Genomic DNA, 22,797 nt, shown 5'->3' with positions numbered 1-22,797 from the left:
TTTATGCTGCTCTTTCCATTTAGAATTGTTTACTCACTTTAATTCCAGCACTCCAATTTCGTCCATCAGCAGGCTCAAAGAATCGGCTATTGCTATCATTGACAATCACAGAGCCTGCATAGTTTTTATCAAATAAGTTATCGACACGTGCAAAACCATTAATTCCCCAATCTGCATATTTCCAAGCATATCCCGTGTATATCGAAGCAACAGTATAACTTGGCGCTGTATCACTATTGATATCATCAACATAGACCTTATCCATATATTGAGCATCTACACCTGCATACAAGCCTTGCTCTGGTTTCCATGCCAAACCAAGAAAAGCTTGGTTCTTCGCAATACCAGGAATTGCATTACCTTTTTGAACCGCATTTACTGTTCCAACAGCAGGGATAGCAGCATCAAAAGTTGCATCTAAATAACCATAACTGGTATTAATTTCCAAATCTTTCCAAAGCTTTTTATTCCATGCTAGCTCAGCACCCTGACGTAGGGTTTGGTCTGCATTTCGAAATGTCGAACGTCCATTCGAAGTCCCGGCTGAAACAATATCATTTTTGGTTTTGCTCTGGAAAACAGACAACGTAAAATCGCCAAATTGGTTTTGTGATTTTAAACCCAGTTCGAAGTTATCACTGGTCGATGGTTTTAAGTCAAAATTAAATCCAGATTTGGTCGAATCTGCTTGATAAGCCATTTCAGTAAAGGTTGGTGTTTCAAAACCTTTGGCATAGCTAGCATAAGCTAATAATTCAGGGATTATTTGCCAACTTAGAGCTGCTGATGGTAATAACTTGTTGTAATCCGTTTTATCACTATCATTGCCATTGTTTAGATAGTGATCTTTTGACTTGTAATGCACATTGCTATACCGCAGCCCTGTATCTAAACTCCAACTCGGTAAAAATTGCCATGAAGCTTGTACATAAGGATCAACATTCCACAAGCTATTGTCTTCATCACGACGTAATGTACCTTTTACGCCATATGAGGGCTTTCCGTTGACCAAATTGAAGTTCTCATAGCCTTTACGATCTTCATCCATATTATCAACAGCAACCCCTGCACTGAACGTTGTATTAGGTATTAGTTCTTTACCTGTCCAACGGAAATCAGCGCCATAATAGTTGCGTTCAAAGTCGATCACACCACCTGCATGATTTGGGTTATTTTGAGCAGATTGAGGAATAGATTGATATTGAGTCACTTGGCGATTTCCAAAATACGCCATTGCATACAATTCATTTTGATCATTGATCGGCTTAGACCAAGTTACGCCTGTCTGAGTCTGCTCGATGTCCTTACGAACATTGTAAGTATTATTAGTATCATTTACTTGGCGGGGATTTTGTTGCCACTGTCTTCTATTTAATCCTTGTGGGTCGTCGGCATGAATCTTGACATAGTTAGTAACCCAATTAATTTTACTGCCATCGTCCAAATTCCACGTCAGTTTCGCATTATTTAAGACTTTTTCTGCGCGACTATGATCACGGTAACCATCAGTATCAAAATAAGAGGAACTGATAATATAGCTCGGCCCATTTTGATTTTTCGCACCTCCTTGTAACACGAGGCCAGCACGATTCTTGTTATGACTACCACCTGCATAACTCATTTCAATCGAATCTTTACCCCGCCCTTCTCGAGTCGTTACGAGAATTGCACCACCTGATGAGTTTCCATACAACGAAGAAAATGGTCCGGTTAATACTTCTAAATGGCTTAAACTACTTAAATCAATATTTGAGGTTTGACCCTGACCATCTGGCATAGTGGCTGGAATACCATCTGTATATAAACGAATACCCCGCACACCAAAAGTCGATCTAGCACCAAAACCACGCATTGAAAGCTGTAAATCTTGTGCATAATTTTCACGATTGCGTAATTGTACACTTGGAATACCTTTCACCACTTCGGTTAAATTTACCTGTGCAGATTGATCATTTTGAGGCATATCTACCCTAAAGATCGATGCAGGCGTTTCCATATACGAAGTGTCTGTCCGCGTTGCCTCAACTTTGATCACTGGTAGTTGCGTTGGTAAATCTTGCTTAGGCTCTACAGCCCATAAACTAGAACTAGTGAACCCCATGCATATGACGATACAACCGTATAAAACATTAATTTTCATTGAAGGCATGAAGTTTCCTTATTTCTCAAAATTTCAAGTCGCGATTTAAAAGCAAGAATATGATTATTTTATAATTATCTTACCTATTTAACTTTAGCGAAAACGATCAAAACAATTCGTGATCTGTATTAGCAAATAAAATTAAATGCACGCATAATTGTAAGTGAAACCTTTGCCCTCATTGTATTGTTGTTGAAACAACTTGAGTATCCTATGCCCGAACTACCAGAAGTTGAAACCACAAAAACCAGTTTACTCCCGCTATTAGAACAACGTGTTCAATCAGTAAGCGTACACAATTCAAGTTTGCGCTGGCCTATTCCCAATGATATTGAAAAACTGATTGGACAACGTCTAATTCAATTGAAACGACGTTCTAAATATATTTTGGCAGAGTTTGAAAGAGATCAAATGCTTTGGCATCTCGGTATGTCTGGCAGCTTTCGCTTATGCCAGCCAAATGATGAGCTTAGAAAACATGATCACCTCATCATCAACTTTGAAGATCATCAGCTTCGCTACCATGATCCACGTCGCTTTGGATGTATTTTATGGTTAGATTCCGAAAGTCAAACCAAACTTATTGATACCCTTGGTCCTGAACCGCTGAGTGATGATTTTAATGCTGCTTATTTGCAAGAAAAACTCAACAAAAAAAATGTAGGCATCAAAATTGCTTTAATGGATAATCACGTAGTGGTAGGTGTTGGTAATATTTATGCGACTGAAAGTTTATTCAACATCGGGGTTCATCCAGCACAACCTGCTTCAACGTTAAGCAAAATACAAGTGGAAAAGTTGGTTGTCGAAGTCAAACGCATCTTAAAACATGCCATTGATCTAGGCGGTTCAACCTTACGCGATTACACTAATGCGATGGGCGAAAATGGCTATTTTCAGCAAACACTTTTAGCTTATGGTCGTGCAGGTGAAATGTGCGTTAATTGTGAAACCACATTGGAAAACTTGAAATTAGGTCAACGTGCCAGTGTATTTTGTCCACAATGCCAGCCATTAAAGTTGAAAAACACTGAAATATAAATGTAAGGAGAACAAGATATGAAAACTGCGATTGTTCGACATATTCTTGTGAAAGATAAAGATTTAGCTGAACAGCTAAAAAAACGGATTCAATCAGGTGCAGATTTTGCCAAAATTGCCAAGCAGTATTCAACCTGTAATTCTGCTAAGCGGGGTGGTGAACTTGGCGAAGTCAAAAAAGGGCAACTGGTTCCTGTCATTGATAAACTGGTTTTTACTGTGGCAGAACGTATCTTACATGGCCCGATCAAAAGTCAATTTGGGTTTCATCTATTAGAAGTAAAGTTCCGCATGGAAGGCTTAAGGTAAATCTTTGCAAATTTAGGCTTATTGAGGACTTTAATGGTATATCATATTAAGATTGAAAGGATTCCCTATGAAGAACCCTATCATTTGGAACTTCATTGGGACATTTCAACCAGCACACAAAGCGTGAAATTCGTGCTATATCAAAACGCTAACGATCTTCTAACTATTGCTTCTGGATTAGAAAATTTTCCGCTCCATGCTAATGACCTATTTTCATATGAAATAGGTTCTGAAAAGAAAGCGGATAATTTTGCATACTATTTCCAGTTAAATGCGTTTTTAACAAACCCTTTAGGTCAATCAGCTCTACATATTAAATTTTGCAATAATTCATCTTCACCTTACACATCTAGCTCAGAATTTTATATTCATACCTTACCAAGTGATATCAATCGTCTAGGAAATCTCTTTAGAAAATTTTCCGAATTAAAAGACAGTTTCTTAATATGGAACGATAAAGAAGATTTTATTGGTGAAGAATATGAATATAAGTGGTATCAAATTAAATAGCTGCTCCATCATCAAATTTAATCTGCTACTTCATCACATAGGTCCATGCCTCAATACTTTCACCTGAGGCTAAATCAACTTTTACCTGTACCCTTTTATATTGAAAACCTTCAAAATCATCGAGCATTTGCCAATTTTCTGCCAATTTTTCTGTACTAAATAGATAACCATCGACGACTGGATCAAGATCATTCAGGACGATCGCAGGCAAACCTTGATCTGGCCCCCAATCTAGTATGTGAATTGTTCCATGTACTGTTGCAGATTGCCAATCACCACCGATCTCACCAAGAATATGTGCATTTTCTCGATTTGGACACAATGTTCCGTAAACAAAAAGTCGATTCATGATTGTATGTTCCATTCCAATATTTTTGCATATTAAAATCAATTGCTTTAATTTTCTATCAAAAATCTAACAAATATTAAGTACAAAAAAAACGGCATTTAAAATGCCGTTTTCTCAACTAAAATGTTTAACCTTGTTTTTTCAACTCATCACGAATTTCGCGTAATAATTGAATATCTTCTGGGGTTGCTGCTGGTTCAGGTGCAGCTTGTTCTTGCTTACGGATACGGTTCATCACTTTAACTAACAAGAATACCACCCATGCTAACAACAAGAAGTTAATAAGAATGGTCAAGAAGTTACCATAGGCGAAAATATTCAGTCCGGCATCCTGTGCAGCTTTCAAAGTCGTCACATTGTTCGGATTGTCTCCTAGTACAAGGAACCAATTGCTGTAATCAACATCACCACCTAAGATCCACGAAATCACAGGCATCACGATGTCTTTTACTAATGAATCAATGATTTTACCAAATGCACCACCAATGATGACACCAATTGCTAAGTCCATCATATTGCCTTTAATGGCAAACTCTTTAAATTCTTTAATAATGCTCATATATCACTCCAGAGTTGAAATTAAAGTAGCCTGTTTTTGGTTTGTTTATTACACAGGTACAATTCTTCACATAATGTTGATAATTTAATATTTTTCTAAAAAAAAGATAGTTATTTCACACTTTAACAACATAATTTATTTTAGTAAAAAGATGAACTTAAGCATGCCGTAATCAATCATTATTTTCAATAAAAAAACCGCTAAATAAATTTAGCGGTTTTTTTCATTCTTCTATTCAAGAAAAATTATTTATCACGATTACGTTTACGTTCGTTTTCAGTTAAATAACGCTTACGAATACGAATCGATTTAGGTGTTACTTCAACTAATTCATCATCTTCAATGAATTCAAGCGCTTGTTCAAGCGTATATTCCATTGCAGGTGTTAAAGTTAACGCTTCATCAGTACCAGATGCACGAACGTTAGTTAACTGTTTCGCTTTAGTTGGGTTAACAACCATATCATCTGAACGAGAGTTAATACCGATAATCATGCCTTCATAAACTTCAAGCTGTGGTTTAGCAAATAAACGACCACGATCTTGAAGTGTAAACAATGCATAGCCCAAGCAAGTACCTTGAACCATTGAGATCAACACACCGTTTTGACGCTTCGCAACAGTACCTTGTTTAGCAGGACCATAATGCGAGAAGCTTGAAGTCATGATACCAGTACCAGAAGTCATGGTAAGGAATTCTGAACGGAAACCAATCAAACCACGTGAAGGAACAGTCGCTTCAATACGGATACGGCCTTTGCCGTCAACTTCCATATTGGTCATCTCGCCTTTACGGAAACCCATTTGCTCCATTACAGAACCTTGGTGCTGTTCTTCAACGTCAAACGTTACGTTCTCAAACGGCTCTTGTCTTTCGCCATCGATTTCTTTCATGATGACTTGTGGACGAGAAACACCCATCTCAAAGCCTTCACGACGCATGTTTTCAATCAATACTGAAAGATGCAATTCACCACGACCAGATACTTTGAAACGGTCTGGACTGTCAGTATCTTCAACACGCAATGCTACGTTGTGAATCAATTCGCGATCAAGACGTTCACGGATGTTACGTGAAGTAACGAATTTACCTTCTTTACCAGCGAATGGTGAGTTGTTCACTTGGAACGTCATCGAAACTGTTGGTTCATCAACAGATAATGGCGGTAAAGCTTCAACATTTTTCGGATCACAAATCGTGTCAGAAATATTTAATGCATCAATACCTGTAATACAGATGATATCACCAGCTGATGCAGATTCTACATCAACACGCTCTAGCCCGTGGTAACCCATGATTTTTAAGATACGACCGTTACGTGTCTTACCTTCTTTATCAATAACAGTTACTTGAGTGTTTAATTTTACAGAACCACGTTGAATACGACCAACACCGATAACACCTACGAAACTGTTATAGTCAAGTGAAGAAATCTGCATTTGGAATGGACCATCAACATCTACTGCTGGTGGTTCAACGATATCAACGATCGTTTGGAATAACGGAGTCATATCATCCGCTAATTCTTCTGGTGATGGACCTGCAACACCACGAAGACCTGAAGCATAAACGATTGGGAAATCCAATTGTTCATCAGTTGCTCCAAGGTTATCAAATAAATCAAATACTTGATCAATAACCCAGTCACAACGAGCGCTAGGCTTGTCAACTTTGTTAATAATTACGATTGGCTTCAAACCACGTGCGAACGCTTTTTGCGTTACGAAACGAGTTTGTGGCATTGGACCTTCTTGAGAGTCAACAAGAAGCAATACGCAGTCAACCATAGACATTACACGTTCAACTTCGCCACCGAAGTCCGCGTGTCCTGGGGTGTCTACAATATTGATGCGATATTCAGTGTTTGTACGTGCATCTAACCATTTGATTGCAGTGTTTTTTGCAAGAATGGTAATACCACGTTCAGACTCAAGCGCGTTAGAATCCATAACACGTTCAATCTCGCCTGCGCGATCACCAAGAGCACCTGATTGTTGTAAAAGTTTGTCTACAAGAGTCGTTTTACCATGATCGACGTGCGCAATAATGGCAATGTTACGGAGAGTTTTAATATCTGACATGTAAAATTCGATACGCTTTAAATTTGAGGGCAAATTATACAGAAAAATACTAAACTTTAGTAGTGACAGTTTATTGACAGAGCATTTTTTTTCTGACGAACTGTAACAGAATCGTTGGTAAAGCACTTTAACTCTATTAGAATATTCCACTAATGCTTACCGCTTTTTATACTCCCATGTCGAATTCTGAACCTCAGCAACAACTTGATCTAGTCTATGGACTCAATGATCAACCGAAACCTTTTGTTGCATTTTTAGCCGCCCTACAGCATCTTTTGGCGATTTTAGTCCCGATTGTGACCCCTGGTTTACTCATCTGTTTGGCTCTAGGCGTATCTCGTGAAGATACAAATATGATCTTATCGATGTCCTTAATCATTTCAGGAATCGCTACTTTTTTACAATGTAAAAAAGTTGGTCCTTTCGGTGCGGGCTTATTGATCGTTCAAGGTACAAGCTTTAACTTTATTGGTCCAATCATTGGTATTGGTAGCGCAATGGTCGCAGCAGGCACGCCTGTTGAGCAAGTTATGGCTGCTATTTTTGGTGTGGTAATTACCGGTTCATTCATTGAAATGGGTGTGTCTCGAATTTTACCATGGGTCAAAAAACTAATTACCCCATTGGTCACAGGTATTGTGGTGCTATTGATTGGTCTTACCTTGATTAAGGAAGGACTGATTAGCATGGGCGGCGGTTATACCGCAATGCAGGACAATACTTTTGCAAATGCCGACAATTTGATCATGTCGTGTACTGTGCTAGGTATTATTATTTTGCTCAATCGTATTCGCATTATTTGGGTGAAAAGTTCAGCAATTTTAATCGCTTTAGTCATCGGTTATATTCTTGCTGGATTTATGGGGCATTTAAACTTTTCTGTATTACAAGATGCACCATTAATTCAAATTCCAACCCCTATGCATTTCGGTTTAAGCTTCTCTTGGAGCTTATTTATTCCAATGGCTTTTATTTACCTAGTGACTTCTCTGGAAGCGATTGGTGATGTAACAGCCACCAGTAAAATTTCAAATCAGCCTGTTGATGGTCCAATCTGGATGCAACGCATTAAAGGTGGTGTCCTTGTTAATGGTGCAAATTCTTTCCTAGCTGGTATTTTCAATACTTTTCCAAGCTCTGTTTTTGCGCAAAATAATGGTGTTATTCAACTCACAGGTGTAGCAAGTCGTTATGTGGGGATCTGGATTGCCGTACTATTGATTATTTTAGGACTATTTCCAGCGGTAGCCGCAGTCATTCAAGCGGTCCCACAAGCTGTGCTTGGTGGCGCAGTCATGGTCATGTTTGGTGCGGTTGCTGCGTCGGGTATCAATATTCTTTCGAGTATTCATCTTGATCGTCGTGCATTACTGATTATTGCGATTTCACTTGCACTTGGTTTAGGTGTCGCACAAGTTCCACAGATTCTTGAGCACTTACCTGAATTAATCAAAAATATTTTTAGTTCAGGTGTTGCAACAGGTGGTATTGCAGCCTTGATTTTAAATATTGTTTTACCTGAAACACATAAATAGTTATTTAAACATCACAACTGCCCAGTTTCGCGACTGGGCTTTGTTTTTGATGAGAGATCAAAAATGGATCCACGCAGTGAAGTTGTCATCAGACAGCAAGATTATTTAAATGGGCATGTACTTTTAATCAATGCACCAAATGATCAGCTCGCAAAATTATTGCCAAATCAAGTGCAATCCTCAGTTTGGACTTGGAATTATGCTGATCATCAAGCTTTTCTAAATAGTGAAATTAACTCGCACTTTTCAGTTGAATTTCCTCAACATGAATTTGATCAAGTGGTAATTTTTGTACCCAAATCTAAGGAATTACTCAATTATATTTTGCATGTGGTGATGAGCCATTTAAAAATGGGGCAAAGCGTCTTTCTGGTGGGTGAAAAGAAAGGAGGCGTAGAGCGCGCAGCAAAACAATTACAGCCCTATGGCAAAACACTCAAACTTGATAGCGCTCGCCACTGTCAATTTTGGCAAATGAAAATTGAAAAAAATGAAATTCTAAAACCACTGGAAGATTGGATAAAAACTTACAGTATTCAAATAGATCAACATACTTTAGAGATCTGCGCCCTCCCAGGCGTGTTTAGTCAAGATCACTTAGATGTCGGAACGGCTGTATTACTCCCTTACCTAAGTCAAGTAAAATCAGGTAAGATTGCCGACTTTGGTTGCGGTGCTGGTGTTATTAGTGGCTATTTAGCCAAGCTTAATCCAAATCAACAGATCTTTGCGCTTGATGTAGATGCATTTGCATTACGGTCAACTGAGATAACATTTAAAAGAAATCAGCTAAATTTAACTCAGTTAACGCTTCAACCTGTTACAGGTTTCCAAGATGCACCTACAGATTTGGATGCAGTTGTAAGTAACCCACCTTTTCATCAGGGAATTCATACTAACTACGATGCGAGTGAAGAACTTTGTCGACGAGCCAAATTACATCTTAAAAATGCAGGTGAATTATGGATCGTTGCGAATCGTTTCTTGAATTACCCGCTCCTGATTGAACAAAGCTTTAGTAATTGTGAACTCAAAGCAGATCAACAAGGATTTAAGGTGCTATATGCCTGTGCGAAATAAACAGTTTAAGGATTTTCTATGAGCGATCTATCTGCTCCTCAACACCTACAGCGTAAGCTCGGTGCTCGTCACCTGAACATGATCGCAATTGGTGGATCAATTGGTACAGGCTTATTTCTTGCGTCAGGCTCTACCATTGCTACTGCTGGTCCTGGTGGTGCATTACTCGCCTATGCTTTGATTGGTATTATGATTTATTTCTTAATGACCAGTTTAGGTGAGCTTGCAACGCACACCCCAACCTCTGGTGCATTTTTCACTTATGGCAGCCGCTATGTCGAAGATGGCTTCGGTTTCGCTCTAGGTTGGAACTATTGGTACAACTGGGCAATTACCGTCGCATTTGAACTTGTTGCTGTTCAGTTTATTATGAAATTTTGGTTTCCTGAAATTTCTGGTTTTTACTGGAGCGCATTGTTTCTTGCCGTTATTTTTGGCATCAATGCAATGACAGTAAAAGGCTTCGGCGAAAGTGAATTTTGGTTTTCAATGATTAAAGTTATCGCGATTATTGTATTTATAATCATCGGTATAGCTATGATTGCCAAAATTATGCTCACACCGAATGTTTCTGCTTTTAGCAATTGGACTAAAGGTGACGCCCCTTTCGTTGGCGGTTTACAAGCCTTAGTCGGTGTTGCCATGATTGCAGGATTCTCATTCCAAGGTACTGAAATGGTCGGCGTCGCTGCGGGTGAATCTAAAGACCCTAAAAAGACCATTCCATTAGCGATTAAGCAAATTTTCTGGCGCATATTATTATTCTATATCTTATGTATTTTTATCATCGGTACGCTCATTAGTTATGATAATCCATTGCTATTGCATGCAGCAGAAAGTGAAAATATTGCCCTATCCCCTTTTACCTTACTGTATGAAAAAGCTGGTTTTGCATTTGCAGCAGGTTTGATGAATGCTGTGATTTTGAGCGCGATATTATCTGCTGGTAATTCGGGCATGTACTCATCAACACGTATGCTTTTTGATATGGCGAAACAAGGTCGTGCACCTCAATGGTTCTCAAAACTTGATGGTCGCGGTGTTCCAATGAATGCACTATATGCAACGACAGCCGTTGCTGCATTGTGTTTTTTGACTACATTTATTGGTGAACAGCAAGTATTTAACTGGCTCCTCAATATGTCAGGAATGTGCGGCTTTATTGTTTGGTTGGGTATCGCTATTTCCCATTATCGTTTCCGAAAAGGCTATATTGCTCAAGGTTACAAACTTGAGAATCTTGCTTATCAAGCAAAATTTTTCCCTTTTGCGCCATGGTTTGCATTTATTCTTTGTTCAATCATCATCTTAGGTCAAAACTATCAAGCAATTATGGGTGGGAAAATTGACTGGTTAGGACTACTTTCAACATACATCAGCATTCCATTATTTTTAGCGATTTGGTTAGGTTATAAATGGAAACATAAATCTAAACTTATTGCTTATAAAGACATGAATGTAAAAGAAGGCGAATAAAATAATTTTTCACTTGACCGAATGCTAAATATGGGTAAAATTCATGCTCATATTTTCATCGGCAATTTTAGATAGGAGAACGCACATGCCATTACTACCAAGGAAAACACTTTAAGATTTGGCACTGTCGTCTCACGGACAGGTGGCAAATCAACTGATCACTTGTCCGAATGTAATAGTTAACCTAGCATTCGCTAGGTTTTTTTATGCCTATTCGGACAGAAAATACAATAAGAGAGAGTCTTATGGGCATACAAAAAATCCTCAATGCTGAGGCTCAATATGGCGTTCCTGTGAAAATTTTCACAACAGATATTGATAGCGAAAGTATTGAACAATTGAAAAAAATGGCGCAACTGCAATTTATCTATTCGCATATTGCAGTAATGCCTGACGTACATGTTGGCAAAGGTGCAACTGTAGGAATTGTCATTCCCACAAAGCACGCCATCATTCCAGCCGCTGTTGGTGTTGATATCGGTTGTGGTATGAATGCGATTCGCTTGAATTTAAAAGCGTCACAACTTCCCGATAATCTTACACCTATACGTCATGCTATTGAACGAAAAGTACCTGTTGGTTTTGAATTGCATAAACAAATCAAGGCAAAAGCATCGACTATTATTCCACTGGAAAAAAGATTACAGCCCATTATCAAGAAGCATCCGGGCTTAGTCAGAATGCTTAGAAAGTTTGATGCAACGTGGCAAAAGCAACTTGGAACACTTGGTGGTGGTAATCATTTTATTGAACTCTGCTTAGATGAAAACCAAGATGTCTGGATAATGCTGCACTCTGGTAGTCGTGGTTTAGGTAATGTCATTGGTACCTATTTTATCGAGCTTGCAAAAAAAGAAGCTCAACATCGATTTGGACACGTTCCAGATAAGGATTTGAGTTATTTTGCAGAGGGTTCAAATAGCTTTGATGATTATGTAGAAGCCGTGGAATGGGCCCAACAATATGCTTATGAAAATCGTCGTGAAATGATGCGATTGATTTTGGAGGCGATTCGCCCACTGCTTCCACCTTTTCAAATGACCAAAGAAGCTATTAATTGCCATCATAATTATGTCAGTCGCGAGAACCATTATGGTGAAGATCTTTTAATTACTCGCAAAGGTGCGATTCGAGCAGGTTTAGATGAACTTGGGATTATCCCTGGTTCAATGGGAACACGCTCGTATATCGTTAAAGGCAAAGCTAATCCTGAATCATTTTGTTCATGTTCTCATGGTGCAGGACGCAAAATGAGTCGTAGCAAAGCAAAGTTATTGTTCAATCAGGATGACTTAATTCGACAAACAGAAGGTATCGAATGTCGTAAAGATACTGGTGTTATTGATGAAATCCCCAGTGCCTATAAAGACATAGATCAAGTCATGGCAAATCAATCTGATCTGATTGAAATTATTCATACACTGAAGCAAGTTTTATGTATTAAAGGTTAATCAAATGAAAATTAAAGCAATGCCAAAAATTAAAGTTCGTAATCCTGTGGCACTATCACCTTTACTGAAAAAAGGAGGGATTCACGAAACAGAAAAGCCACGTGCGCAACATCGTCGTGATCGTCAACAAACCAAACAACAATTGAATAAAGGTGTATGGTAGACAAAAAATTTGATCAAATGACTAAAACTGAGGAGAAATAAAATGAATATTTACAACGGATCTACAATAAAAAAAGCGACTCATTTGAGTCGCTTTTTTATAATTTCAATAACTTGAAATTATTGACCTGGTTGAACTAAAACAGTACGGCTACCAGAAATCGCAGCGAATACGCGACGGTTCATAGCACGACCTTCTTTAGTTTTGTTGTCAGCAATCGGTTGATCCCAAGCGAAACCTTGAGTAGACAAGCGCGATGCATTTACGTTGTATTCGTTAACAAGTGCTGATTTAACAGAGTTAGCACGAGCTAAAGATAAACGTTCGTTCAACTTACGTGGACCAGTGTTATCTGTGTGACCTTCAATACGAGCAGTCGCATTCGGGTATTCAGCCAATTTCTCTGCAACTTTAGCAATTTCAGATTTGTATTGTGGCTTAATGTCAGACTTGTTCGTATCAAAGAATACGCGAAGTTCCATGTTAAGGTCTTCAGTCAACTCTTGTGGTTGTGGAGCAACTGGAGTTGGTTCAACTGGAGCAACTTCTACTACTGGTGCAGCAGGTTTCAAGTGACCACCAAGAACTACGTTTAAACCAGCAAGAGCTGTATAGTTCCAAAAGTCTTCATCGATGTTATAAGTACCACGAGCTTCTGTACGAAGAGATAAAGCATCGTTTAAGCGCCAAAAAGCACCAAAACCAGCATTACCTAAAGTACCTTCTTCTTTCAAGCCACGACCAGCACGACCCAATTGAACATCAGTAGCATTATCAAATGTATATTTATAGTGACCAGCACCTAATAATACATATGGTTTGATTTTGCTGTCGTAGTTTTTAGTGATTAAATCAGAAGTAACATAGAAGTTACCGTTGATTTGCTGTTGTTTGTATTCAGCGTTAGCTGTAGCGCCGTCAACATCACCTTTAACTTGGTTATATTCAGCTTCAAAACCTAACCAAGGTGTTAATTCAACACCAAGTGCAGCACCAACGAATAAATCGTCTTGAATTTCAGCACCGTTAGTTAAATTCTCAGTACTGTTGTTGTGCTTAGAATCTTGAAATGTGTAACCAAGCATTAATGGAGTTACTGTAACACCGGCATTAGCAGCAGCTAAAGGAGCAGCAACAAGCATAGCAAGTGCAATACGACTCAATTTCATGGATATCCTCCAGAGATAACAATTGTTTGTTGTTCAAGCTTAGCCTATGATTTTTGGCCCCATAAACATATGAATGTTCATAGTATTTTTTTTAAGCTATTCACTTCACTTTGAATCATACAAACACTTGATCAATTTTCCAAGTGCTTGATAACTTTAACCTCGTAAATTATTGACAAAAATTCTTACAATTTCCGTTGTAGTTCAGTAAATTTACAATTCAAAACTAAGACGTAAATAGCTTATCTTTCGCTTGCTTCGATTTTAGCAGCATTTTGCTCGAGAAGTAATCGTTAGTTTTTCTAATACTAAACTTTATTTAATAAATACAGTAATTACTTAACACTTTGTTAATAAAAAAATTACAGAAACATACATGGGTAAATTATGTTTAAAGCATTTGGATTCACAATCAGTGAATTGTTGATCGTGATCACAATTTTTTCTGTTTTAATTTGGATCGCTATTCCCTCTTTTCAAGAGTTATTGATTAAGAATGAAGCAAATCAAATTAAAAAAGTACTGACAATTCATATACAAAAAGCCAAATCCGAAGCACAAATTCGCCATAAAAATGTGACTTTGTGCGCAAGTTTAGATCTCATCAACTGTCATCATAATTGGAATAATGGCATGATCGGCTTTCTGGATATCAATAATAATCGATTAAGAGATCCTGATGAAATTCTTTTATACGCAGTTCCATTAAATTATAAATATGGAAATTTGGATTGGAGAGGTACTCTTAGAGTCAACTCAGTCACATTTCAAGGTGATACTGGATTACCTAGAGGATCGAATGGTAGTTTCTTTTATTGCTCGAGTTCGCCTAAGTATCATAAAAGGATAAGACTCAGTTCCATGGGCAATATAACACCTGAAGATATATCAACATGTTGAAAACTCTTCAGTCTAGCTCAAACGATGTAAAACACTTTATTCCCTTCTTTTTTTTACTATACTGCATAGGTTTTGAACATTCTCTGCAAATTATAAGTCTGGAGACACACAATGACTGACATCGTAATTGTAAATGGCGCTCGTACAGCAATGGGCGGCTTCCAAGGTGCTTTATCAAGTGTTACTGCACCTGAGTTAGGCGCAGTAACAATCAAAGAAGCTATTGTGCGTTCTGGTTTACAACCAACTGATGTAGAAGAAGTCATCATGGGTTGTGTTTTACCAGCAGGCTTAAAACAAGGGCCAGCTCGCCAAGCCATGCGTAAAGCTGGCTTACCTGACTCTACGGGTGCTGTAACAATTAATAAATTGTGTGGCTCAGGTATGAAAGCAGTGATGCAAGCAGCAGATATGATCAAAGCTGGCAGCGCAGAGATCGTTGTTGCAGGTGGCATGGAATCCATGACCAATGCTCCTTATGTATTGCCAAAAGCTCGTGCAGGTTACCGCATGGGTCATGGCGAAATCAAAGACCATATGTTCCTTGATGGTCTAGAAGATGCTGAAACAGGTCGTTTAATGGGTTCATTTGCACAAGATATGGCAAATACTCGTGGCTATACGCGTCAGCAAATGGATGACTTTGCAATTCGCTCTTTACAACGCGCACAAAAAGCAATTGCTGAAGGGTATTTCAAAGATGAAATCGTTCCAGTAACTGTTTCTAGTCGTAAAGGTGATGTTGTTGTTGCTCAAGACGAGCAACCATTAAATGCAAAAATTGACAAAATTCCAAGTTTGAAACCAGCATTTGCAAAAGACGGTACAATTACCGCTGCAAATGCAAGCTCAATATCTGATGGTGCTTCAGCATTGGTATTAACCTCAAGTGATGTTGCCGCACAACGTGGTTTACAACCATTAGCAAAAATCTTAGCAACAGCGTCAAACTCACAGCACCCTTCTGAATTTACCATTGCGCCTGTTGGTGCAATTGAGAAAGTACTGAAGAAAACAGGTTGGGATGCACAAGACGTTGATCTTTGGGAAATCAATGAAGCATTTGCAATGGTGACGATGTGCCCAATTGATGATTTCAAATTAGATGCAGAAAAAGTAAATATCAATGGCGGTGCTTGCGCTTTAGGCCATCCTGTAGGTTCTACAGGCTCACGTATTATTCTTACATTAATTCATGCGCTCAAACGTACTGGTGGTAAGAAAGGTATTGCAGCATTATGTATCGGCGGTGGTGAAGCAACTGCTGTCGCAATTGAATTAATCTAAAATTCAAAACTGTTAGTAAAAATCCTGCATTTCAGCAGGATTTTTACTTTGTTGATTACAAAAAATAATCCACCAGTTGTTAAAATCCCGATAAGTTATGTTCTGTATAAAAAAACAACAAGGACTCTCACAATGCAACTCAATCACTATTTAAATTTTAAAGGGCAAACTGAACAAGCATTTATCTTTTACCAGTCAGTTTTCGGCGGTGAGTTCGCGCTGATTAGCCGCTATGGAGATATGCCACCTACTGAAGGTGTCACGTTATCTGAGGCTGACAAAAGCTTAATTCTGCATGTATCTTTGCCGATCAATGAATACACCGTTTTAATGGGATCAGACGTAAATGATCAATTTTGCGCCCCCAATAGCGTATTCACTCAGGGCAATAATCATTATATTTCAATCAATATTGAACATGATGAAATGGAAGCCCGTCGTCTATTCAATCAGTTATCGGTTCATGGTCATATCGAAATGCAATTGGAAAGAACTTTTTGGGGTGCACTTTACGGCGCATTTACTGATCAGTTCGGCATAAAATGGATGGTGAATTGTCAGCTTGAAGAATAGGTTTTTAGAATAATTAATATAAAAAAGCCAAACATTCGTTTGGCTTTTTTATTCAAACATAAAACTTAATAAAATTAAGCACCCGTCTGATAACTTGCTTTTGGCACAGCTGTTGAAGCTTGATAAGGATTGGTAAAATCTTCAAGCCCGGCAGCTGCTTCATGAATATCTTTACCTTCTTTCACGACAAAGGTATCAAAGCCAGAACGTTTTAAATAGTTCAAAACATCCTTGAAGATATCACCGACAGCACGTAACTCACCTTGGTAACCTTGACGACGTAACAATGCTGCGAATGAATAACCGCGACCATCATTAAAGCCTGCAAACTCAATGAAGATTGCATCCAATTCATTTAATGGAAATTGATGCGTTTCAGGTGAATCATTCACTGTAATGAATAGTGCTTTTTTACCTTGCACATTACTTAATTGATCCAACTGAGCAGTTGTTAACACCACATCACCTTGTGAAATTACGCCATCTTCAGAAATTACTTGATAAGAATTATCAGTAATTGTGCCATCTTTAGAGAGCACTTTTAGTGATGTATTAAGCATAAGCACGCTCCTTAAATGGTTGAATACCTACACGGCGATATGTATCAATAAAACGCTCACCTTCATTACGTAAATCAAGATACGTATTCAGGATTTCTTCAATGACATCAGGCACTGCATCAGCAGCAAAAGATGGTCCTAAAATATCACCAATAGATGCATCATGATTCGCGTTACCACCTAAAGTGATTTGATAAAACTCAGCACCTTTTTTATCTACACCAAGAATACCAATGTTACCGACATGGTGATGACCACAAGCATTCATACAGCCCGAAATATTCAGATCAAGTTCACCAAGGTTATAAATGGTATCTAAATCATCAAACCGACGGCTGATTGCTTCTGAAATTGGAATCGATTTCGCATTTGCCAATGAACAGAAATCACCACCAGGACAGCAGATAATATCGGTAATAAAGCCGATATGTGCACGTGCCATATCGCTGTGTTCAAGCGTTTGCCACAATTCAAATAAATCTTTTTGCGGCACATCGACCAATGAAATATTTTGTTCGTGTGTGGTACGGAACTCTCCGAAAGTATATTTATCGGCTAAGTCAGCAATTAAGTTCATTTCTTCACTAGTGACATCACCAGGAGCAATACCTGCACGCTTTAAAGAAAGCGTGACGATACGATAACCTTTGACTTTATGTGCATTGGTATTGACGTTAAACCACTGTTTGAATTTCGGGTGTGCAGCGAATAACTCTGTAAAATCCTGATCTTCTAAATCTTGATAATCAAACGGTGTAAATTCTTCATCTAATTTTTTCAAGATTTCAGGTTGAATCTTTAAGGCTTCACGCGTGTGTTCAAATTCAGCTTCAACTTTTTCGGCAAATACTTGTGGTGTTAATGCTTTCACCAAAATTTTGATACGTGCTTTGTATTTGTTATCACGACGACCATGCAAGTTATAAACACGTAAAGTCGCTTCTAAATATGCAATTAAATCTTCGCGTGGTAAAAACTCACGGATCACGCTACCAATAATTGGAGTACGACCTAGACCACCACCTGCCATGATTTTATAACCGAATTCGCCTGCTTCATTGCGAACGATATAAACACCAATATCATGGAATGCGGTTGCAGCACGGTCAGTCTCTTCCAAAGCAGAAACAGCGATCTTGAACTTACGTGGTAAGAACGCAAATTCAGGGTGGAATGTACTCCACTGACGAATCAATTCACATGTTGGGCGTGGATCTGCAATCTCACCAGCAACTACGCCTGCAAACTGATCAGTCGTTGTATTACGAATACAGTTACCTGAAGTTTGTACAGCATGCATTTGTACTGTTGCGAGTTCAGCAAGAATATCAGGTACATTTTCTAGAGCAGGCCAGTTCAACTGAATATTTTGACGGGTTGAAACGTGTGCATAGCCACGATCATATTCAGTCGCAATTTCAGCAATTTTTCTGAGTTGTTTAGTATTCATCAAGCCATACGGCACAGCGATACGGAGCATAGGTGCATAACGCTGCACGTACAGACCATTTTGCAAACGTAGTGGACGATATTCGTCTTCTGTTAATTTTCCAGCTAAATAGCGTTCTGTTTGATCGCGAAACTGAGCAACACGTTGGTTAATCAGTTGTTGATCGAAATCCGTATATAAATACATGGCGTATGGCTAGTCATTCATTATAAAGGCGACTAGCATAGCGAGCTTTTATTCATCAACAAAATGCTTTTTTTGCATATTTAATAACGATTTTATTGATAAGCCTATCTAATTGCCACAAAAAGAAAAAGCCCAGACCAATCTGAGCTTTGACAATCATTCTCTAAATGAAATTAGTTCTTATCTGGTAATGCATAAGCCACGAGATAATCACCCATTTTGGTACCGAATGAACCATGTCCACCCGCCATAATCACCACATATTGTTTGCCGTTGGCTTCATAAGTCATTGGTGTTGCTTGCCCACCCGCAGGTAAACGTGCTTCCCATAATTTATCGCCATTTGAAACATTAAAGGCACGGATGTAATTATCTTGTGTCGCACCGACAAACATCACATTACCCGCAGTTGAAATCGAACCGCCTAAACCTGGTACACCAATTTTCACTGGTGGTAACTGGAATAGCGTTGGTAAGCTGTCACGAATGGTACCAATACGTTTTTTCCATACTACTTCATGTGTTTTTAAATCCACACCAGCAACAAAGCCCCAACCTGGTTGTTTACATGGTAAACCCAATGGAGACAGGAATGGGCTGATATCAACACCATATGGCGTACCATACATCGGTTGCATGCCCTGTTCTGTACCAGCACCACGTGCCACAGGTTGACGGTTTGGATCTGCAGGAATCAAGCGACTAACGAATGGCAAGCCAATTGGGTTCATCACCGCAACTTGACGATCCGCATTCACCGACATACCGCCCCACTCAAATACACCTAAGTTTCCTGGGAATACCAAGGTTCCATTTTCAGAAGGTGGTGTATAAATACCATCGTAGTTTAGGCGTTTAAATTTCACACGACACATTAACTGGTCAAACATGGTGGCACCCCACATGTCTTTATCTGTTAATTTATCTTTAGGTGCTAAGTTAAAGTCAGAGAATGGTTGAGTTTTAGCGTAGAACTCACCTTTGGTCTGTGGTCCCCACTTCACTGTTTGCGGCACTGGTTTTTCAGTAATCGGTACAATCGGCTGACCATTACGACGATCTAAAACAAAGGCATTCCCTGTTTTAGTCAATACATAAATTGCAGGAACTGTTTGACCTGATTTATCTTGAATATCAGCCAATGAAGGTTGTGATGGTACGTCCATATCCCACAAATCATGATGTGTAGTTTGGAAGTTCCATACCAGTTTACCCGTCGTTGCATTGATCGCCAGCATTGAGTTGGCATAACGCTCTTTCAACTCAGTACGGTCTCCACCCCAGATATCTGGTGTACCTACACCTGTTGGAACATAGACAATATCAAGTTTTGAATCATAGGCAAGTGGCGCCCATGCATTTGGTGAGTTGTGAACAAACTGCGTGTCTTGACCTGGCATTGCATTTGGATCAGCTGCGCCGGTATCAAACACCCACAATAATTTACCTGTGTTCACGTCATAACCACGAATCACGCCTGATGGCTCTTTATTCGAATGGTTATCGGTCACTGAACCAGCAATCACCACAGTTGTACCAGAAACCACACCCGGAGATGTTGGGTTATAGCCACCCGGATACGCATACGGCATGAACTCTTGCAAGTTCACTTCGCCATTTTGACCAAAGTCAGAACATACTTTTCCTGTATCTGCATTCACGGCCACCAAACGACCATCATTCACAGGAACAAACACTTTGCGTGGACACTCGGTTGAGGTCGACTTCTTCGCTTGTAAACTGGTTGCAAATTCACTGGTATTGGCAGCATCGTAGTACATCACACCACGACAGGTTAAATGCTGGAAGGTTTTATCAGTTTTGAGTTTAGGATCAAAACGCCATTTTTCCTTACCTGTCGCAGGATCAATCGAGATTAGATGTTGATGTGGCGTACACATAAACATGTTATTGCCGATTTTGATTGGTGTTACTTGATTGGTGGTTTCCCCCGAATCATTTGCAGTTCGGAAATCACCCGTACGTAATGTCCAAGCCACTTTGAGGTCTTTGACATTTTTATCGTTGATCTGTGTGAGTGGAGAATAACGCTCACCACCTTGACTGCGACCATATGCAGGCCAATCTTCAGGGGCAATGCCATCCACTGCTTTCGCTTGTGCTGGCTGTGGCGTTTGAATCACACCATTGATTTCTTGTGGATCATTAAAGATTGAGTAGACCATCACCACAATCGCAATGGCTAATGTCGATGATAACGCCACTTTACTTGAAGTGAGATTATCAATACCACGCGTCACCGCTGGAATGAGTAACCATAAACCTAGAATGCCAAGAATATCAAGGCGTGGCGCCAGTGCCCAGAAGTCAGTTCCAACTTCCCAAACACCCCAAATCACACTGCCTAACATCAATGCAGCATAGATCCATAGTGGTCCAGATGCTCGCTTATACAGTTGTACTGCTACGATAAGTAACAACACACCTGCAATTACATAATAAAAAGACCCGCCAATCGCAGCGAGCCAGATACCGCCAATGAGCAAGAACAACGCAATGAGAGTGATAATCACCACCGTCAAGGTTCTAAGCCCAGATTTTGAAGCAGATTGATTCATAAGATCACCTTGCATCTTTTATATTTTGAATCCATAAAAAGTAGGAAATCTCTTTTTATGGTCGAGTTCAAATCACAATAACAATCTTGCAGATGCTTCCTCTATCGAAACAATCTGCAAGAAAACTCAAGCATTGAAATTAGAAAATAGTTTGGAACTTAACACCGCCAACCCAAGTTTTATCACCATCTTTCAATGCACCTACATGGTGAACATATTGAATATTTGGACGGATGGTTAACCAGTTGGTGGCATGAATGCCGTAATACAGCTCGGTGTTATACTCTTCATCCAATAGACTATTGTTTTTGTCATTGGCGTGGATACGGGCAACACCTAAAGCCAATTCATCTTGGGGACGTTGATCCAACAAACCTTTATAGACCAATCCGACATTTTGCATGTCTTTGATCGCATTGGTTTTAGAGTCATGCACTGTGACATTGACAAAACCAGTCAAACCACGATCTGACTGACCGTCATGACGTGTTAACTGTTGTTTCGCAGTAAACCAGCCACCTTGTTTGTGTCCAGTTTTTGATGGATTCTCAATTTCTGTGGCATCCGCTGTACTGTAGTAATAACCAAAGCGATATTCACCTGAAAGAGATTGTTGACCTAATTTTGGTGTCCAAACCAGTTCAGCAGGAATAATTGCACCACGCGAACCATCTGTACTCAGGTTAAAACCTTTGCCACGTTGCAAATTTTCAGGGTTATATTCATATGCACCAATTTGTGCATAAAGATCTGGCTGTAGGTTATATTTGACACGTAACGCCCATTGGCTCACAGGCCAGTTGTACCATTGATCACCAACCCAGTTCCCAACTTGAGAACCGCATAACGACAAATTTTGGAAATCACAGTCAAAACTGTTGAAATCTTCACCTTCACCAAAACGACCAACTTTAATATCTAAAGCTTGATCTAAAAATTTCTTTTTGATCCAGAGATCGGTTAAACGCCACGTTTGACCACGACCCCATACTTCTTGTACCGAACTTTGGTGACCTTGTAAGCCATCTGCGCTTTGTGACAAAGACTGACCATCACGATAGGTAACGGTGATTTGAGCCTCAGTATCTTGCCAACCTAAAATTTTATTTAGATCGAAGTTTGTACCCAAAGCCAGTTGTCCAGTGAATTCACTACCATGCCTTGAATGCTGTTTAGAATCTAAAACCCCTGCAAATTCACCTGTGTAATCAGCAGAAAATTTATAACCTTGTTCTTGCAACGCAGTGCGCTGACCGTTCCAATCACCAAACAGCCATTGACCATTCGGGTCAAATGCGGAAGATGCTGCCTGAGTATATTGTGTGAAAAGACTCAATGTGAGAACGGATAAACAAGAAACAATCATAGACTTAGAGATTGTCATGTTTACGTAACCTTT

General features: G+C 39.2%; 20 protein-coding genes. 11 read left to right on the top strand and 9 right to left on the bottom strand.

Annotated elements, in window-relative coordinates; all coding sequences use genetic code 11:
* Positions 1-19: 19 nt before the first annotated feature.
* Complete coding sequence (locus tag NGC85_RS03435) at positions 20-2,149, bottom strand: TonB-dependent receptor (RefSeq protein ID WP_254804848.1); 2,130 nt, start codon at positions 2,147-2,149, stop codon at positions 20-22.
* Positions 2,150-2,353: 204 nt separating this feature from the next.
* On the opposite strand from NGC85_RS03435, the gene mutM reads away from it, so the two are divergent.
* The 3 genes from mutM to NGC85_RS03420 are packed head-to-tail and all read left to right on the top strand — an operon-like array spanning position 2,354 to position 4,000.
* A complete protein-coding gene (mutM, locus tag NGC85_RS03430; RefSeq protein WP_254804847.1) occupies positions 2,354-3,181 on the top strand; it encodes a bifunctional DNA-formamidopyrimidine glycosylase/DNA-(apurinic or apyrimidinic site) lyase in 828 nt (275 codons plus the stop codon).
* A gap of 18 nt (positions 3,182-3,199) precedes the next feature.
* Positions 3,200-3,490, top strand: coding sequence for a peptidylprolyl isomerase (locus NGC85_RS03425; RefSeq protein WP_254804846.1), 291 nt, complete (start codon positions 3,200-3,202; stop codon positions 3,488-3,490).
* 33 nt (positions 3,491-3,523) lie between these two features.
* On the top strand, positions 3,524-4,000 hold the full coding sequence (locus NGC85_RS03420) for a hypothetical protein (RefSeq protein WP_254804845.1): 477 nt from the start codon (positions 3,524-3,526) through the stop codon (positions 3,998-4,000).
* Between the two features lie 25 nt (positions 4,001-4,025).
* Here NGC85_RS03420 and NGC85_RS03415 read toward each other — a convergent pair whose 3' ends face one another.
* From NGC85_RS03415 to typA, 3 genes are all read right to left on the bottom strand, one after another.
* Entirely contained in the window at positions 4,026-4,349 is a 324-nt protein-coding gene (locus tag NGC85_RS03415; RefSeq protein WP_254804844.1) for a gamma-glutamylcyclotransferase family protein, read from the bottom strand.
* A 127-nt stretch (positions 4,350-4,476) separates the two neighbouring features.
* Positions 4,477-4,908: a large conductance mechanosensitive channel protein MscL gene (gene mscL / locus NGC85_RS03410; RefSeq protein ID WP_169109420.1), complete on the bottom strand. Its 432-nt coding sequence runs from the start codon at positions 4,906-4,908 to the stop codon at positions 4,477-4,479.
* Positions 4,909-5,153: 245 nt separating this feature from the next.
* A complete protein-coding gene (typA, locus tag NGC85_RS03405) occupies positions 5,154-6,989 on the bottom strand; it encodes a translational GTPase TypA (protein ID WP_005055866.1) in 1,836 nt (611 codons plus the stop codon).
* Between the two features lie 176 nt (positions 6,990-7,165).
* Between typA and NGC85_RS03400 the strand changes: the two genes are divergently transcribed.
* The 5 genes from NGC85_RS03400 to NGC85_RS03380 all read left to right on the top strand — a co-directional run bounded on the left by NGC85_RS03400 (position 7,166) and on the right by NGC85_RS03380 (position 12,694).
* On the top strand, positions 7,166-8,524 hold the full coding sequence (locus tag NGC85_RS03400) for a uracil-xanthine permease family protein (protein ID WP_254804843.1): 1,359 nt from the start codon (positions 7,166-7,168) through the stop codon (positions 8,522-8,524).
* Between the two features lie 63 nt (positions 8,525-8,587).
* Positions 8,588-9,604, top strand: coding sequence for a class I SAM-dependent methyltransferase (locus NGC85_RS03395; protein ID WP_254804842.1), 1,017 nt, complete (start codon positions 8,588-8,590; stop codon positions 9,602-9,604).
* Between the two features lie 18 nt (positions 9,605-9,622).
* A complete protein-coding gene (locus NGC85_RS03390; RefSeq protein ID WP_254804841.1) occupies positions 9,623-11,080 on the top strand; it encodes an amino acid permease in 1,458 nt (485 codons plus the stop codon).
* Between the two features lie 245 nt (positions 11,081-11,325).
* Positions 11,326-12,531, top strand: a complete 1,206-nt coding sequence (locus tag NGC85_RS03385; RefSeq protein ID WP_254804840.1) for an RtcB family protein — start codon at positions 11,326-11,328, stop codon at positions 12,529-12,531.
* A 4-nt stretch (positions 12,532-12,535) separates the two neighbouring features.
* A complete protein-coding gene (locus NGC85_RS03380; protein ID WP_254804839.1) occupies positions 12,536-12,694 on the top strand; it encodes a hypothetical protein in 159 nt (52 codons plus the stop codon).
* Positions 12,695-12,813: 119 nt separating this feature from the next.
* On the opposite strand, the gene omp38 is transcribed toward NGC85_RS03380, so the two are convergent.
* Positions 12,814-13,863, bottom strand: coding sequence for an outer membrane protein Omp38 (omp38, locus tag NGC85_RS03375; protein WP_254804838.1), 1,050 nt, complete (start codon positions 13,861-13,863; stop codon positions 12,814-12,816).
* 387 nt (positions 13,864-14,250) lie between these two features.
* Here omp38 and NGC85_RS03370 point away from each other — a divergent pair, with 387 nt between their 5' ends.
* The 3 genes from NGC85_RS03370 to NGC85_RS03360 all read left to right on the top strand — a co-directional run bounded on the left by NGC85_RS03370 (position 14,251) and on the right by NGC85_RS03360 (position 16,623).
* Positions 14,251-14,763, top strand: a complete 513-nt coding sequence (locus NGC85_RS03370) for a GspH/FimT family pseudopilin (RefSeq protein WP_254804837.1) — start codon at positions 14,251-14,253, stop codon at positions 14,761-14,763.
* A 111-nt stretch (positions 14,764-14,874) separates the two neighbouring features.
* The gene (locus NGC85_RS03365) at positions 14,875-16,050 is read left to right on the top strand and encodes an acetyl-CoA C-acyltransferase (RefSeq protein ID WP_254804836.1); all 1,176 of its coding nucleotides are present in this window, start codon (positions 14,875-14,877) and stop codon (positions 16,048-16,050) included.
* 132 nt (positions 16,051-16,182) lie between these two features.
* Positions 16,183-16,623, top strand: coding sequence for a VOC family protein (locus NGC85_RS03360; protein WP_005061568.1), 441 nt, complete (start codon positions 16,183-16,185; stop codon positions 16,621-16,623).
* A 74-nt stretch (positions 16,624-16,697) separates the two neighbouring features.
* Here the strand turns inward: NGC85_RS03360 and NGC85_RS03355 are convergent, their stop codons facing one another.
* The 4 genes from NGC85_RS03355 to NGC85_RS03340 all read right to left on the bottom strand — a co-directional run bounded on the left by NGC85_RS03355 (position 16,698) and on the right by NGC85_RS03340 (position 22,761).
* The gene (locus tag NGC85_RS03355; protein WP_254804835.1) at positions 16,698-17,183 is read right to left on the bottom strand and encodes a DUF934 domain-containing protein; all 486 of its coding nucleotides are present in this window, start codon (positions 17,181-17,183) and stop codon (positions 16,698-16,700) included.
* Positions 17,176-18,819, bottom strand: coding sequence for a nitrite/sulfite reductase (locus tag NGC85_RS03350; RefSeq protein ID WP_254804834.1), 1,644 nt, complete (start codon positions 18,817-18,819; stop codon positions 17,176-17,178). Before NGC85_RS03350 ends, NGC85_RS03355 begins: the two co-directional genes overlap by 8 nt.
* A 173-nt stretch (positions 18,820-18,992) precedes the next feature.
* Positions 18,993-21,398: a glucose/quinate/shikimate family membrane-bound PQQ-dependent dehydrogenase gene (locus tag NGC85_RS03345; RefSeq protein WP_254804833.1), complete on the bottom strand. Its 2,406-nt coding sequence runs from the start codon at positions 21,396-21,398 to the stop codon at positions 18,993-18,995.
* A gap of 139 nt (positions 21,399-21,537) precedes the next feature.
* Positions 21,538-22,761: a carbohydrate porin gene (locus NGC85_RS03340; protein WP_254805540.1), complete on the bottom strand. Its 1,224-nt coding sequence runs from the start codon at positions 22,759-22,761 to the stop codon at positions 21,538-21,540.
* Between the last annotated feature and the right edge of the window lie 36 nt (positions 22,762-22,797).

Origin of the sequence: Acinetobacter sp. Z1, from assembly GCF_024296945.1 — a bacterium.
Taxonomy (GTDB): Bacteria; Pseudomonadota; Gammaproteobacteria; order Pseudomonadales; family Moraxellaceae; genus Acinetobacter; species Acinetobacter beijerinckii.
Note: the sequence above shows the minus strand (reverse complement) of the source record. Positions and strands in the feature narration are given on the sequence as shown.